The sequence below is a fragment of the Erythrobacter sp. Dej080120_24 genome, assembly GCF_036322605.1.
Taxonomy (GTDB): Bacteria; Pseudomonadota; Alphaproteobacteria; order Sphingomonadales; family Sphingomonadaceae; genus Erythrobacter; species Erythrobacter aurantius.
This window is the reverse complement of record NZ_AP027262.1, coordinates 1,741,135-1,754,269: the sequence shown is the minus strand read 5'-3', so window position 1 is coordinate 1,754,269 and position 13,135 is coordinate 1,741,135. Positions and strand designations below refer to the sequence as shown.

Sequence of the window (13,135 nt, the reverse complement as noted above, 5' to 3'; positions counted from 1 at the left end):
ATTATTCTCCTGTCAGGCGATGGCATCTTCGAGTTCGATGTCGTCGCGCTTGCGGTGCGGCAGAGCCAACTTCGGCATGGAAACGCCCCACCCATCCCGCGTCACCTTCAGATATATCGCGGGCAGCACAAGCATGTTGAGCACCGTGGAGCTGGTCAGGCCGCATAGGATTACGATGGCCATCGGAGCCTGAATTTCGCTTCCCGGCTGGCCCATTGCGATAGCCAACGGCACCAGCGCAAGCCCTGCTGAGATCGCGGTCATCAGAATCGGCACCAGCCTTTCCTCGGCACCGCGCCGCACGGCTTCTGCAAGATCGGTCACGCCTTCCACAGCTTGAAGGTGCTTGATGTGCGTGACCATCATCACACCGTTGCGAGTGGCGATGCCAAACAGGGTGATGAATCCCACAATCGTCGCGACCGACAACACGCCCCCGGTTAGCCAGAGGCCGACCACGCCGCCGACCAGCGCCAGCGGCAGGTTGATCATCACCAGCGCGGCATCGTTGGACGAACGGAATGCCTGCCGCAGCAGCAAGAACATTCCCACCAGCACGATCAGACCGAGCGCAAGGAGGGTCCGAGTGGCGCTGGCGGCACTTTCGAACTGGCCACCTAGCTCTATATGCGCGCCCTGCGGTAGTTCGATTGTATCCAGCACAGTCTCGACATCGGCAACAACCGCACCGAGGTCCCGGCCAGACACATTCGCCATGACCAGTTGCATTCGCTCCACACTCTCGCGGGTGATCGCATTCGGACCCTGATCGCGGACCACATCGGCAATCGCGGCGAGCGGCAGGAGCTGGCCATCCGGCGCGGCGATGAGCATGTTCTCCATCGCGCCCGCTTCGTTGTATTGCGCCGGATCGTAACGGACGACAACATCGGTGATGACGGGCCGCTCGATCAATTGACCGACCTCCGCACCGACAATCGCCGCCTGTATCGCTCCGGTCACGTCCTCGACCGCTAGGCCGTAATTGGCGAGGTCCGCACGGCGCAAGCGCACACGGACATAGGGCACCATGCTCTGCGTATCCTTCTGCACATCGACCGCACCGGGAACGGCGGTAACCGCGCTCTCGACCTGCGAGGAAATGCGCTGGAGAGTGTCAGTATCGGGCGCAAACACCTTGATCGCGATGTTCGCACGCGCACCCGACAGGATGTGATCGACGCGGTGACCGATAGGCTGGCCGAAAATAGCCTGCACACCTGGCACCGTCCCCACCGCGCCGCGCAAGGCGGTAAGCAGTTCGTCGCGATCACGGCCTTCATCATTGAGTGTAGCCTCGATCTCAGACGCGAAGACTTCCTGCGCGTGCGGGTCACCCGGCGCGCGGCCCGTGCGCCGAGCGGTCGTTTTGACTTCCGGCTGCGAGAGCAGCGCTGCTTCGACCTCGCTTGCGGCGCGGTCGCTGTCTTCGAGGCTGGTGCCTGGCAGGGTTGTGACATTGACCGTCAGTGAGCCTTCGTTGAACTCCGGCAGGAAGGACTGTCCGGCAAGAGCGATGCCCATCGATGCGGCTACGACCATCGCCAGAGATGCCAAGGCGAGTGATTTCCAGCGATCCAGCCAGCGGCTCAGCACTCCAGCATACCAGCTCTTCATACGAACCACCCAGTTCGGCTCGTTGCCGACATCTTCAGGCTTGCGGCTGAGGAGGTCGTAGGAAAGCGCAGGCGTTAGCGTCAGCGCCACGGCAAGACTGGCCAGCAGTGAAACGCCATAGGCAAGCGCGAGCGGCTGGAGCAGGCGCCCTTCGATGCCGGTAAGGCCAAAGATCGGCAGGAAGACGAGCAGGATAATGAGCGTCGCGAAGATGATCGCGCCCTGCACTTCGCTGGTTGCGGCGGCCACGACCTTGATGTCGCTCTGCTGTTCACCGGCTGGCTTCTCGCGCTCAAGGCGCAATCGCCTGACCACGTTCTCGACGACGATGATTGCGTCATCGACGAGCATTCCCAGCGCGATTGCGAGACCTCCCAACGTCATGGTGTTGATCGTCCCTCCGCCCGAATTGATGACGATGATTGCAGAGACGACCGAAACCGGAATGGCCGCCAAAGCCACAGCCGTAGCGCGCCAACTTACAAGGAAGATGAACACGATGATCGCGACGAGGATCAGACCCTCGATCAGCGCGGTGGTGACGTTGTCCACCGAGCGCTGGATGAAATCGGCCTGGCGGAAGACCTGCGTCTCCAGCACCATACTTTCCGGCAGGGAGCGTTGGAGATCGGCGAACGTCTCGTCGAGCCGCTCGGTCAGATCGAGCGTATTCGCGCCCGGCTGTTTCTGGATTGCAAGGATAACGGCGGGATCGCCGTTGAAAGCACCGGTTCCGCGCTTCAATCCTTCGCCAATCCGCACCTCGCCAATCTCGCGCGCGAGCACCGGCAGTCCGCCAGCCTCGCCGACAACGACGTTGCCGAAATCCTCGGCGGCATCGGCGCGTCCGACACCTTCGATCAGTAACTCCTGCCCATTCTCAACGACCACACCCGCGCTTTCATTCGTGCTGGCGCGCTCCATCGCCTCGACAACCTCGTTCATGCCGATACCGCGCGCGGAAAGACGCGCCGGATCGACCAGCAGTTGCACCTGTCTTTCGTCGCCGCCGATTGTCATGACCTCGGCGATGCCGGGGATCGACATGATGCGTCGCCGGACGATCCAGTCGGCGGTGGACTTGAGGTCCATCGAACTAGCGGTGTCGGACCGCATAGCCACGAACATGATCTCGCCCATAACCGAACTCGCCGGGGTCATGTGAGGCGGCGGAATATCATCGGGCAACTCGTCCGTTGCAGTTTGCATGCGCTCGTTCGTGATGCGACGCGCCTGTTCTGGATCGGTTGACCAGTCGTATTCCATGATGACGACCGACAGGCCGGTGGCGCTGTTCGAGCGGATGCGGCGCAGGCCCGGCGCGCCGTTGAGCGCGGTTTCGAGCGGGATCGTGATGCGCTGCTCGACTTCGGTCGGCGTGTAGCCGCCCGCATCGACCACCACAGTAACGGTCGGCGCGGTGAGGTCTGGTAGCACATCGACCGGCGTGCGGGACGCGGTCCAAGCACCAAAGGCGGTCAGAAGGATCGCGATGGCATAGACCACCACGCGGTTTTCGAGGCTCCAGCGGACGAGACGTTCAAGCATTCCGGGCGTCTCCTAATGCGCGTGGCCGTGACCGAAGGCGTCCGGCGTGGAAGCAGCGGCACGCACTGCCGACGCGCCGCGAGACACTACGCGTTCACCCGACTTCAATTGTCCCTCGGCCGCGACCCGATCGCCGCTACGCGAAAGCACCGTCACCGGGCGGCGCTGGAACGTCTCACCGCCTATCTGGACATAGACAACGTCCTGCCCTCCTTCGTTGAGGATGGCGCTTGCCGGTATGGTCAGGCGCGGTGTGGCATCCCCGGTCCGCAGCTGTCCTTGCAGCCTCTGTCCCGGTCGCACAGCGCGGCTGTTCCATGCGAAGATGACCGGCAACGTGCGAGTTTGCGGATCGATGGCCGCGCCGCGCTGGACAATCGCGACATCGCCGCGTCCGAGCGAGATGGTCTGGTCGGGCAGAAGAAGGTCGATCCCACGCGGATTGCCGACCTGCGCCGCCATTCCTTCCGGCACGCGCGCCACCAGCCACAGGGCAGCGGGATTGCCGATCCGCATCAACTGCTCGCCACCTTGCACGCCTTTGCCCTGTACGAGCGAGCTTTCGAGCACTTCGCCGGAGATTGGAGCCGCTACAGGAACGCCTGCTCCACCACCCGCTACCGCAGAATGGCGTTGGCGGGCCGAGCGAAGCTGTGCCTCGGCGTATCGGAGCGATGTGCGCGCCTCATCGAGCCGACGCGCGGGAACGGCCTCGGCTTCGACAAGGCTTTGCATGCGAGCAACTTCACGGGTGGCAGCGTCGCGCGCAATCCCGGCTTCGCGAATGGCAAGGTCGAGCGTGGCGATATCCTCGCCGCCGCCCAAGGTCGAAGAAATGGAGGCGAGGGTCTGGCCGCGCCGGACATAACTGCCCGACGAGTAAATCCGTGCCGCACGCACGATACCATCCACCGGAGCTGATACAATCGCCTCGGCTTGTGGCTGCATTTGAACATCGACAGTGACGGGAATGACATCGGCAAGCTCAGTCATGGCCGCCGCCTCAGTCATGAACGGAATGCGCCATTGCACCTCCTTGGTGAAGGCGATAGCGCCGTCGATCTCCACCTCTTCCGGCGCTGCCTCCGCGCCTTCTTCGCTGGTGGCCCAGACAGTCACTTCGCCGAGATCATGCGCGAAGACCCCGCGCGAGGTGTTCAGGACAAGCCGCAATCTAGGCTTGCCGCTTTTCGAAGCGGTCAGCAGCGGGCGGAAGATGCCCTCGACATCGCTCAGCCCGGCCTCGGCAGTGTCCGTACTGCCATCGGGCCAAGCGAGTTCTGCTGTCAGCGTGCCTTCGGTGACCGGCTTGTAAGTATCGAGCCAGGTCAGGTGCGCGTCGAAGCGCCGGTTCTTACCCGTCACCAGCGGACGAAATTCGACGAAAAGTTCGATCGCCTCGGTAAAATCGGTGACCACGATCCCGCCCCCGCCATGACCGTGCGCTTCCTCGTCGGATGAAGAGAGCACACCGCAGGCGGGCAGCGACAGTGTCAGCATGGTTGCGGCAAATGCCACAAGAAGGCGGGATCGGGTCATTTTCATTTTCTCAATCTGTCATTCAGTTTGCAGAGGATCAGTGATCGTGCGGCACGGACTCGTCGTGCGGCTCTTCCTCGGCGACCGGAGCGGCCTCGGGCACGGCGGCGTCATTGTCGTCGTCCATTACTGCCGTTTCAGTTTCCGCCGCCTTGTCCGTTGCGGTTTCGCCGCAAGCGACAAGCGCGAAGCTCGCCGGAATGGCGAGCGCAATCAGTGTCTTATTCATCAGTATGTCCTTCCTGTGGTTAGGTCGTATTCAATGGCCGCAAGGGCCGCTTCGAGTGCGAGCGCAATGACCGACAGATCGGCATCGCGCGCGGCTTCATAGGCGTCGAGGAGTTCCACGACGCCGATTTCTCCTGCCTGGTAGGCGGTCTCTGCGATGGTGCCGAGTCGACCGGCATCATCGCGAGCACCCGCCGCCGTAACAGCGGCTTCGCGTGTAGCGGAGCGCCGAGCCGAGGCGGCTTGTACTTCGGCTTCCGCCTGACGGCGGGCGATCAGAAGTTCGTTCTCCCGCGCCGCCAGCAGTGCTTGTTCGCGGCGAACCGCAGCGCCGCTGCCGTTCCAGATCGGCAGACTGACCCCAAGCGAGAGAGCCGGGCCATAGGCGGTATCGGTTCCGTCATCGACGCGCCGGACGCCTGCGCCGACCGCGAGCTGCGGTAATCGTGCACGCCGAGCCGCCGAGACTCTTTGAGAGGCTGCAAGAACGCGCTGTTTCTGCGCAAGGATATCGGGGCGTTCGTTAGGTGCTGGCGCGACATCCACTTGCGTGATCGCCGATAGCTCGACTTGCGGCTCCTCGATCCCTGTAAGAGACGTGAGAGCCGCGCATCCCGCCACTTGCTCGCCATTGGCGCGAGCCAATTGCGCCTGTGCAGATCGCTGCTCGACCCGTACGCGGCGCACATCGTAGACCGCCGTATCGCCAGCCTCTGCGCGGACCGATGAAACGCGCTCGGCCTCGGTCAACTCAGCAGTGTAGCGTTGCCAGATGTCCAGTTCCGCTGTCGCGGCGGCACATTCGACAAACGCTATGCGCACGTCGGAAACCAGCAACTGCCGCCTGCGATCGATGTCCGCATCGACTGCCAACGCCTCAGCGCGCGCCGCATCGCGAAGCGCACCGCGCCGTCCGTTCAAGTCGATTGGCTGGACCAGCCGGAGCTGCCATTCGGTCTCGCCCCCGCCACCTTCGTAGGAGGCTTCGACATCGGGATTTTCCAGCGGACCGATCATATCGATCTCGGCAGCTGCACCCGCACGATCGGCTTCGTCGCGCGCGGCAATCCCTTCGCGAGCAAGCGCACGCTCGATGGCGGCATTCTCGTCGATGATGTCCTGGGCAGTCGCGGGCATTGCCGCAAGGCTCAGGGTTATAAGTGATGTGATGGATGCAATGCGCATCCCGACTGTGGGCATGGAATCCTCCGCATGAGACTGACAGCCGGGCGCACGCCCGGCAAAGTGTCAGGCCGCGCGCGGAGGTCTCAAAAGGGAATCGGGTGCAGCGGACGGATTGCCGATGCGATGCCTGTCGATCAGATGCCGCGAGGCAAGGAGCAACGCTCCATCGGCGACGTGACCGGCATCCAGTTCGGCCATTGCGGAAAGCACATCGGCTGGCAGATGGTCATGAACAAGACCGCCATCGTTGTCGCCATCCTGCGCAAAATGCTCATCATGCGAATCCACAATCGCTTCATGCGAATGACCGTCATGATGCACATGCTCGACCATCGAAGCGACGGGCTGGTCATGCCCCGCCTCATGCGCGCCCCATGCCAACCGTGGCACGATCAGCGCGCAAATGAGCAGCAGGAGGAACAAACGGGACATGAGCGCGTGAATAACGGGCGCAGCCCAAGCTGGCAATAGGATTGCACCCAAGAGAGATAGTCGACGCACTAAAGTTTATTAGATTCTATGTTTTCATTTGCGCATCATTGAAGCAGCCGCGATTCAACCGCATCTCCGATTTTCTGCACTGCCTCAATCAGGTGTCCGTCATCCAAATGGGCATATCGGGCCGTAGTCTGCACATTAGCATGACCAAGTAGACGCCCGATCATTGGCAGAGTTTCCTTGTTCATCGCTGCGTGGCTGGCGAAGGTGTGACGCAGGTCGTGGATGCGAACGCCGGTTAGTCCTGCTTCGTCTCTGAGCCTTCGCCAGAAGCCATTCACGCAGCGAAGCTGCTTGCGGTGGCTGTAATTCCAGAACGGGTATGGAATCCTCTCGAAGCGAGGCAGCGCGGCGATCACCTCGCGGGCAGCGGAGCCAAGCCAAACCGTTCGCGGTCCGGTCTTGCTGTCGCGAAGGTGCAGCCGGTTGCCCTTAATGTCGCCCCATTCAAGCGTGAGGATTTCGCTCTTGCGACACCCGGTCAGCAACAGAAGCGTGATGGCTGCGCCAGCGCATTGCTTCGTGCGATCATCTGATGATCGCAACTTCGCCAGCTCGGCACCCAGACGGGCGAGTTCTTCGCTCGTGAGGAACCGCTCGCACTGGCGCTTGCGGTTGGGCCGAACGGAACGGCAGGGATTGGTGTTTTCGAGCCGGTATCCCCATTCCTCTGCTTTGTTCAGAATGTGTTTGAGGATTTCGAAGGTCCGGTTCGCGGCTCCCGGTCCGGTCCAATTGTTGAGGTGTGCAAACCAGCTCGTGACATGCTCCTCGTTCAGCTCGTCGATGTAGATGCCAGCAAAGGCGTCATCGAGATAGCGGCGGCGGTAGCCAGTGTGCGTTTCCAGCGTCGATGCTTTCCAGCGTGGTGCCCAGCGATCCCAATACTCGGTCACGAAGTCGGCGAAGCTAGGCGCGGACCGAATGCGCTGGCGTTCGGTCGCCGGATCGCGACCGACCTGCGCGTATGCGATAACGCGGCGCGCGACCATCTGGGCTTGGTAACGAGTTAGGACCGATGCAGGCCCAATTGTGACCGTGCGCATACGGCCTGCCATGCGGGTCTGGACGATATAGACGTTGCGACCGCTCGGATAGTGGCGGATGCCAAAACCGTGCTCGACACCAAGCCAGGTCGTAGTCCGCGCCTTTCCCTTCGGGACAAGCTTGAAGTTGACCGTTGCCCCGACCTCGGCAAGTGCCTCCTCGACGATCCGCTTGAGACTGGTGGCGGTCATGGTCTGAGGCCAATCGCTTGCGCCAGCGAGCCGGAAACTCGCTCGGCGGCTTCGCCGATTACGTCATCGGACAGGTGGGCATATTTTGCGGTCGTCTCGACCAGCTTGTGGCCAAGCAGCTTGCCAATGGTCGATAGCGGCACGTTGTCCATGATCGCTGTTGAAGCGAAGCTGTGGCGCAGATCATGGATGCGAACGTCGGGCAAAGCGCACCGCCGCCGGAAGTTGTACCACCAGGTATCGAAGTTCAGCGGGCGTTTTCCGGTCCGGTTCGGAAAAACGAGATCGCTGCCCTCGCGCCGCTCGATCCCGGCGAGGACATCCTGCGCCTGTGTGTTCAGCCAGATCAACTTGGGACCAGTCTTGCTGTCTGGCAGCAGCAGCCGGGGCGGCTTCACCCACTCCCAGCGCAGATTCTTGATCTCGCCCACGCGCGCGCCAGTGAACAGTAGCAGGCGAGCGATTGCGACCTCTGCTGGTCGATCTGCCTCGGCCTCCCGCAATGCAGCTCCGATCCGGCGATACTCGGCTGGCGTCAAATAGCGCTCGACCCTTTGCCGCTTGTAGCGCGGCATCCCTCGGCAGGGGTTCGAACCTGGCCGACGCATCTTGAGCGCTTCGGCATATTTGAACAGCGCGGACAGCACGGGCACGGCGCGATTGAACTTCACCTCGCTCTCTCCCGCGCATCCATCGCGCCAGCGGTGGATGTCTGGTGGGAGGATGTCCGCTACGCGCGTGTCACCAAATGTGGGCTTGATGGTGAGCCGCCACGCATTCCAATTTCGTTTGGTGGTCGAGGGCTTCCAGACGCGGGATAGATCATCCCAATAGGTTTCGACGAAATCGGTCATCGTCGGGGTAGCTTTAACGACGGCGCGCTTGGGCAATCCGTCCAGCGCGGCTTCCGCGAGGATGCGCCGGGCCTGCGCCCTTGCCAGTCCCGCCTCTAGTTCGTCGGTTCGGCCAAGGGTGATGCGCCGATGCTTGCCGCGATGCCGCAAGCGAACGAACCAGAAGTAGTTGCCGCTCGGCCTTACGCGCAATCCAAAGCCCGTAAGCTCGGTGTCCCAGATGCAGTATTCGCGCTCACGCAGCGGCAGTTTGCGGCGGGCAAAATTGCCATCGAGAAGCGCTCTGCGCGCAGACCTTCGACGTTTGGGGACCATATGGCGTTCGCCCTCATGCAAACTGCCCCCAGAACCCTTGGAAATACTGTCGTTTGCGGGGACCGGGCGGCATTCAACAGCGCCCTCTCTGCCGAGCACCTTGAGCGTTTCGCGCACTGATTTTATTGCACTTTTCCCCAAAACACAGCAGTGCTACTGCGTACGGTGTGCCAATTCTGTTCCCCATTGCGCGGCGAAATCCGGTGATCATGTTCGCTCCTTTCTCGAAGGCATTTTCCAACTGAGCCCTTGGCGGCGCGAGCATCCAGTTCGCGGTCGTAATCCAGCCTGATCTGTAATTGAAAGAATACCACGCACAAAGACCGCACCCCCGTAAAGGCTGCGGCAAAGGAGCGCGTGCGGTGTCCGGGACCGGGGCCTGTCGGTTCCCGCGGCACCGTGCCGGTCCGACCCGCTGCCGCTCGGGAGTGCGCGCGGGGCCCAGAACAAAAATGGCCGCGCCCGCAGGAGCACCGCCGAAGGCGGGGCGGGACCGAGCGCGTCCCCAGCCCCGCTCCACATTTCGTCCCGCTCCAGTGCCAGCGAACACGAAAAAAGGGCAGGAACCGTCACCGGCTCCTGCCCTCGTTTGGTCGTCAGTATTCGTCCAGCAAGGCCCCATGGACCGTGTGCACCACGCGGCTGGCGAGATGCGCAGGCAGCGCGTTGTAGTCACCCTCGTCCAGGGCGAAGTAGCCCAGGTCTTCATCTTCCACCACGTGCTGGTCGAAGAAACTGTGCTGGGCGCGCCTTTCGGCAACTGCAAGCGCTTCGAAATAGCTGTGCGCGTTCGTGTCCAAGGTGCTGAGTGCAGTCATGATATCCTCCTGAAACCTGTCGCTGAGACGACAGGAAACAGGCGGAGGGGCATGGGGCCGGCGGGTCAGGGATCGCCCCGAGGGCGACCGCGAAGCGGCGGTGGGGGCAACGATTTTGTCGGACCGGAGCAAAGCGCAGGGGAGGCAAAATGGTGGGGCCCCGCCGTCCTTGACGCGCCGGCCCTATGCCCATCACCCTTGGAACTCGGTGAGCCAGCCCCCTCCCCCGCTCCGTTACGTAGTGCAAGGGACGACCCGCGCGATTGGACTTTCCTACAGGCTGTGCCCGGGTGCATGTTGATCGAAGAGAGGATCCACCGAGGGGTGCAGGAAAGGAACCCCGATGCCAACCAAACGAAGCGCTGTCGCAGCACTCCGGAAACTCGAATCCGACCGGCTGGCACTCGCCGAGCGCCAGAAGCAACTTGAGGAGCAAGCCGCCCTTGAACTGGGCCGCATCATCCTGGGCACGGGACTTGAGACCTTCTCGAAGAAGGCGCTCGCAATAGTTGCCGGAGAGCTCGGAAAGCTCGGCGAAGAAGCATCTCTGCGGAGGCTGCTTCCACCGGCTCGCTCATCTTCTCGCACCGACGAGTCATCAGAAGAGTAGGAACAGTAAGAAGGGGCCCTGTCCGGTAGGACAGGACCCCTTCGCGAGGGAGATCGACGGGAGAGTTCAGTCGATTTCGGGAGCGTCGGTATTGTCGCTGTCGTCGCTCGAACCACTACCGCGAGAGAGGAAGTCGACCTTGTCGGCGAGGATCTCGGTGCCGTAGCGCGTGACCCCGTCCTTGTCCTCCCACTGGGTGTAGTGGATGCGGCCCTGGACCGAGACCAGCTGGCCCTTGGAGCAGTATTGGCCGACGGTCTTGGCAAGGCCGTTGAAGCAGGTCACCCGGTGGAACTCGCTTTCCTTGGCGGTGTAGCCGTTTTCATCCTTGTAGGTCTTGCCGTCCTTGTCCCGTGCGGGGCGATCGGTGACGACGGTGATCCCGGTGACATTGGTGCCGCCCTTGGTCTCGCGAGTTTCCGGATCGCGGGCGATGCGGCCAGTGAGGATTGCGATATTGGTCATGATGAAAGTTCCTTCAGTTCCTCAAACCGGAGACCATCTCCGGCTTGCGAACATTCAGAAGAAGCAGGGCATGGGAGGACTGCACCGCAGGCCAGCAGACATTGTCTGGGGGCCAAGGGAAACCTGTTCATGACGGGTGGTGCGGGCAGGCGCGCGAAGCGCGACCACACGGCCGGAAAGGAACGGGTTGCCGTCCTCAGCTGACCTGGTTCAGGACTGTTCGCGAAGAAAGCCGGATGGGTATCGGGTGTGGGTCTGAAGGCTCGCGTGTCCTCAATGCAATCAGCTTACCCCATCGTCTTCCGATGCCGCTAAGAGATCCATGAAGTTGCGGGCTGCTTCCCGGTCTTCCTCGCTCTTGAACGCCACATCGAGATCGGGGGCGGACCCGAACATGTGCAGGAATGACCACAGCGCAAAGCGCTTCCCCCGGTCCTCCTCCAGGCCGAGATCGACCTGGCAGTGCTCGATGCCAGCTGACAACGTGTCGGGGGCAACCCCGGAGAGGTCGGTGGTTGCAAAGTAGCGCTGCAGCAGATCGTCAAGTTGCATGAGCGTTTCATAGCCAGGTCTATGCCGAATGGACATCCCAGCCATGAAGATGCAGGTGATGAAGGGCTCCTCAGGACCCAGGAGAGGTGCCCAACGTGCCGCGGCGATCGACCACGGTGATCCGGCGGGTTTTGGCATCGATGACAAGCCGTTCGGTCACACCATTGCCGGGAAAGGCGACGACATAACGCGGGTTGAGGGAAAGCATTTGCTCGTTGCGCTTGAACCCGGCGCGGGCACCAAGCCGACGATCGAGCGAATAAGTTAGTTGCTGGACCTCGCGACGTTCAGCCCAGCTCGCGGCGAGGCGATCGGCACCCTTGCCGTCGCCTCCATGAACCAGAAAGAGATCGGGAACGACATCGCGAACCTTGTCCAGCGTCGCCCAGATATTGTCGGCATAAACGCGCGCATCCTCGGAATTCTCGAAGGTCTGACGACCGCCGGCAAAGACGATTGGAGTTCCTTCCGGAATAAGGGTGTGACGCCGGTTCTCGGCGCGTGCGCGGAGGAAGTCGCGGGCATCAATTACGGCCGATGTGAGGTGGCGCGAATGGCTTGTCCGCGAGCCGGAAGCGGGCTTCCAAGAGGAACCGGTCTCGTCGCGATAAAGTGCTGCAGCAGCCTCACGCATCTGCTCGAAGGCCAGCATGCTGGCTTCGGCGGCCTGTGCACGTTCGACCTGCTCTTCAAGATTGCTCGAGTGCACTTCGGAGCCATCGGCTGATGCGAGGAGGACCCGGATCTCGTCGCTGGCCCGGTCGAGCTGAGCGGACCTCCGGCTGGCGGCACGGTGAAAGAGATTGACCACGCCCCAGGCAATGTCCTCGGCATCAGCTTCCAGGGCCGTGTCGGAAAACATCGCGAAGAGGTCGGACCATACGGCGCCAAGCGTCTGGTCGATCGCGTCCTCGCAGGGAAAGTCGGTTTCGTTGAAGGGAGCTGGCCTGATGCTGAGGCCTGAAAGGTCAAGGCCGCTCAACTGGTCGATGAAGCTGTCGTACATGGGGTGTCTCCTGATCGCGGGGACAAGGAAAGGAGGCACCATTGCCTCGGCCCTGTCCGCCGGAGCCCGATCAGGGCCGGGGAAAGGGGCGAGACGCACCGCGCAGCGGGAAACCTGCGGCCCTAGGCTGGCGCGGGCAACACGGGCCGACGGGCCGCAGGTTGCGGCGCGCCCCGACCGGCCCAAGGGCCTCTCCCGGCGGACTGGGATGAGGCAGGATCAGAACCCGGTGTCGCTGGTGGATCGGGAGCGCTCGAAGATCGCTTCGCCATTCGAGAACCGCCCGACCAGGCGCAACTCACCAAACAGGTCGATGAACCGTCCCGAGACCTGGCCAAGCCAGTGCCGTGCCCTCGCCGTTCGTGGGTTGTAGAAATCGGCCTCCCAGTACCGGGCATCGTCGCGCTCGGCGAGCCAGATCGCGGCGAGCCCGCACCAGGTCGATATGCCGCAATCGGCGAAGGCGTTGCGCAGGAGGATACGGTCCTCGCGGCCGCGCCATCCATCGAAGCGCTCGAAAGAAGGAAAGGTCGCCTTCGTGGTATCGATGACCTCGTCGACGAGGCACTCGTAGATCCATTCGACATCGTCGTCTTCGCCGTCATCAAGCAGGCGAAAGGCCACCACGGAGCCGCTCGGATAGCTGACGGAACATCCCATCT

13 protein-coding genes are annotated in these 13,135 nt (G+C 62.3%); 2 read left to right on the top strand and 11 right to left on the bottom strand.

The window, feature by feature from the left end:
• Positions 1 to 12: 12 nt before the first annotated feature.
• Genes AABA34_RS08395 through AABA34_RS08380 form a run of 4 tightly spaced genes read right to left on the bottom strand, consistent with a single transcriptional unit; the run spans position 13 to position 6,069 of the window.
• Entirely contained in the window at positions 13 to 3,165 is a 3,153-nt protein-coding gene (locus AABA34_RS08395; RefSeq protein WP_338302237.1) for an efflux RND transporter permease subunit, read from the bottom strand.
• A 12-nt stretch (positions 3,166 to 3,177) separates the two neighbouring features.
• Entirely contained in the window at positions 3,178 to 4,704 is a 1,527-nt protein-coding gene (locus tag AABA34_RS08390) for an efflux RND transporter periplasmic adaptor subunit (RefSeq protein ID WP_338302236.1), read from the bottom strand.
• Positions 4,705 to 4,741: 37 nt separating this feature from the next.
• Positions 4,742 to 4,933: a hypothetical protein gene (locus AABA34_RS08385; protein WP_338302234.1), complete on the bottom strand. Its 192-nt coding sequence runs from the start codon at positions 4,931 to 4,933 to the stop codon at positions 4,742 to 4,744.
• On the bottom strand, positions 4,933 to 6,069 hold the full coding sequence (locus tag AABA34_RS08380) for a TolC family protein (protein ID WP_338302232.1): 1,137 nt from the start codon (positions 6,067 to 6,069) through the stop codon (positions 4,933 to 4,935). The genes AABA34_RS08385 and AABA34_RS08380 overlap by 1 nt, the downstream gene beginning before the upstream one ends.
• Positions 6,070 to 6,144: 75 nt before the next feature.
• Between AABA34_RS08380 and AABA34_RS08375 the strand changes: the two genes are divergently transcribed.
• The gene (locus AABA34_RS08375) at positions 6,145 to 6,588 is read left to right on the top strand and encodes a hypothetical protein (RefSeq protein WP_338302231.1); all 444 of its coding nucleotides are present in this window, start codon (positions 6,145 to 6,147) and stop codon (positions 6,586 to 6,588) included.
• 65 nt (positions 6,589 to 6,653) lie between these two features.
• Here AABA34_RS08375 and AABA34_RS08370 read toward each other — a convergent pair whose 3' ends face one another.
• The 3 genes from AABA34_RS08370 to AABA34_RS08360 form a co-directional block, all read right to left on the bottom strand.
• On the bottom strand, positions 6,654 to 7,853 hold the full coding sequence (locus tag AABA34_RS08370) for a tyrosine-type recombinase/integrase (protein WP_338302230.1): 1,200 nt from the start codon (positions 7,851 to 7,853) through the stop codon (positions 6,654 to 6,656).
• On the bottom strand, positions 7,850 to 9,022 hold the full coding sequence (locus AABA34_RS08365; protein WP_338302229.1) for a site-specific integrase: 1,173 nt from the start codon (positions 9,020 to 9,022) through the stop codon (positions 7,850 to 7,852). The genes AABA34_RS08370 and AABA34_RS08365 overlap by 4 nt, the downstream gene beginning before the upstream one ends.
• A gap of 596 nt (positions 9,023 to 9,618) precedes the next feature.
• On the bottom strand, positions 9,619 to 9,840 hold the full coding sequence (locus tag AABA34_RS08360; protein WP_338302228.1) for a hypothetical protein: 222 nt from the start codon (positions 9,838 to 9,840) through the stop codon (positions 9,619 to 9,621).
• 343 nt (positions 9,841 to 10,183) lie between these two features.
• Between AABA34_RS08360 and AABA34_RS08355 the strand changes: the two genes are divergently transcribed.
• Complete coding sequence (locus AABA34_RS08355; protein WP_324827849.1) at positions 10,184 to 10,450, top strand: DUF6437 family protein; 267 nt, start codon at positions 10,184 to 10,186, stop codon at positions 10,448 to 10,450.
• Positions 10,451 to 10,516: 66 nt separating this feature from the next.
• On the opposite strand, the gene AABA34_RS08350 is transcribed toward AABA34_RS08355, so the two are convergent.
• The 4 genes from AABA34_RS08350 to AABA34_RS08335 form a co-directional block, all read right to left on the bottom strand.
• Complete coding sequence (locus AABA34_RS08350; protein ID WP_338302227.1) at positions 10,517 to 10,915, bottom strand: single-stranded DNA-binding protein; 399 nt, start codon at positions 10,913 to 10,915, stop codon at positions 10,517 to 10,519.
• Between the two features lie 282 nt (positions 10,916 to 11,197).
• On the bottom strand, positions 11,198 to 11,467 hold the full coding sequence (locus AABA34_RS08345) for a hypothetical protein (protein ID WP_338302226.1): 270 nt from the start codon (positions 11,465 to 11,467) through the stop codon (positions 11,198 to 11,200).
• A gap of 70 nt (positions 11,468 to 11,537) precedes the next feature.
• Positions 11,538 to 12,473: a DUF2493 domain-containing protein gene (locus AABA34_RS08340; protein WP_338302225.1), complete on the bottom strand. Its 936-nt coding sequence runs from the start codon at positions 12,471 to 12,473 to the stop codon at positions 11,538 to 11,540.
• A gap of 219 nt (positions 12,474 to 12,692) precedes the next feature.
• On the bottom strand, positions 12,693 to 13,133 hold the full coding sequence (locus AABA34_RS08335) for a hypothetical protein (RefSeq protein WP_338302224.1): 441 nt from the start codon (positions 13,131 to 13,133) through the stop codon (positions 12,693 to 12,695).
• Between the last annotated feature and the right edge of the window lie 2 nt (positions 13,134 to 13,135).

Coding starts and splice junctions, on each gene's coding strand:
- AABA34_RS08395 (WP_338302237.1), bottom strand. CDS start 3,165: ATGCTTGAACGTCTCGTCCGCTGGAGCCTCGAAAACCGCGTGGTGGTC.
- AABA34_RS08390 (WP_338302236.1), bottom strand. CDS start 4,704: ATGACCCGATCCCGCCTTCTTGTGGCATTTGCCGCAACCATGCTGACA.
- AABA34_RS08385 (WP_338302234.1), bottom strand. CDS start 4,933: ATGAATAAGACACTGATTGCGCTCGCCATTCCGGCGAGCTTCGCGCTT.
- AABA34_RS08380 (WP_338302232.1), bottom strand. CDS start 6,069: ATGCCCGCGACTGCCCAGGACATCATCGACGAGAATGCCGCCATCGAG.
- AABA34_RS08375 (WP_338302231.1), top strand. CDS start 6,145: ATGAGACTGACAGCCGGGCGCACGCCCGGCAAAGTGTCAGGCCGCGCG.
- AABA34_RS08370 (WP_338302230.1), bottom strand. CDS start 7,853: ATGACCGCCACCAGTCTCAAGCGGATCGTCGAGGAGGCACTTGCCGAG.
- AABA34_RS08365 (WP_338302229.1), bottom strand. CDS start 9,022: ATGGTCCCCAAACGTCGAAGGTCTGCGCGCAGAGCGCTTCTCGATGGC.
- AABA34_RS08360 (WP_338302228.1), bottom strand. CDS start 9,840: ATGACTGCACTCAGCACCTTGGACACGAACGCGCACAGCTATTTCGAA.
- AABA34_RS08355 (WP_324827849.1), top strand. CDS start 10,184: ATGCCAACCAAACGAAGCGCTGTCGCAGCACTCCGGAAACTCGAATCC.
- AABA34_RS08350 (WP_338302227.1), bottom strand. CDS start 10,915: ATGACCAATATCGCAATCCTCACTGGCCGCATCGCCCGCGATCCGGAA.
- AABA34_RS08345 (WP_338302226.1), bottom strand. CDS start 11,467: ATGCAACTTGACGATCTGCTGCAGCGCTACTTTGCAACCACCGACCTC.
- AABA34_RS08340 (WP_338302225.1), bottom strand. CDS start 12,473: ATGTACGACAGCTTCATCGACCAGTTGAGCGGCCTTGACCTTTCAGGC.
- AABA34_RS08335 (WP_338302224.1), bottom strand. CDS start 13,133: ATGGGATGTTCCGTCAGCTATCCGAGCGGCTCCGTGGTGGCCTTTCGC.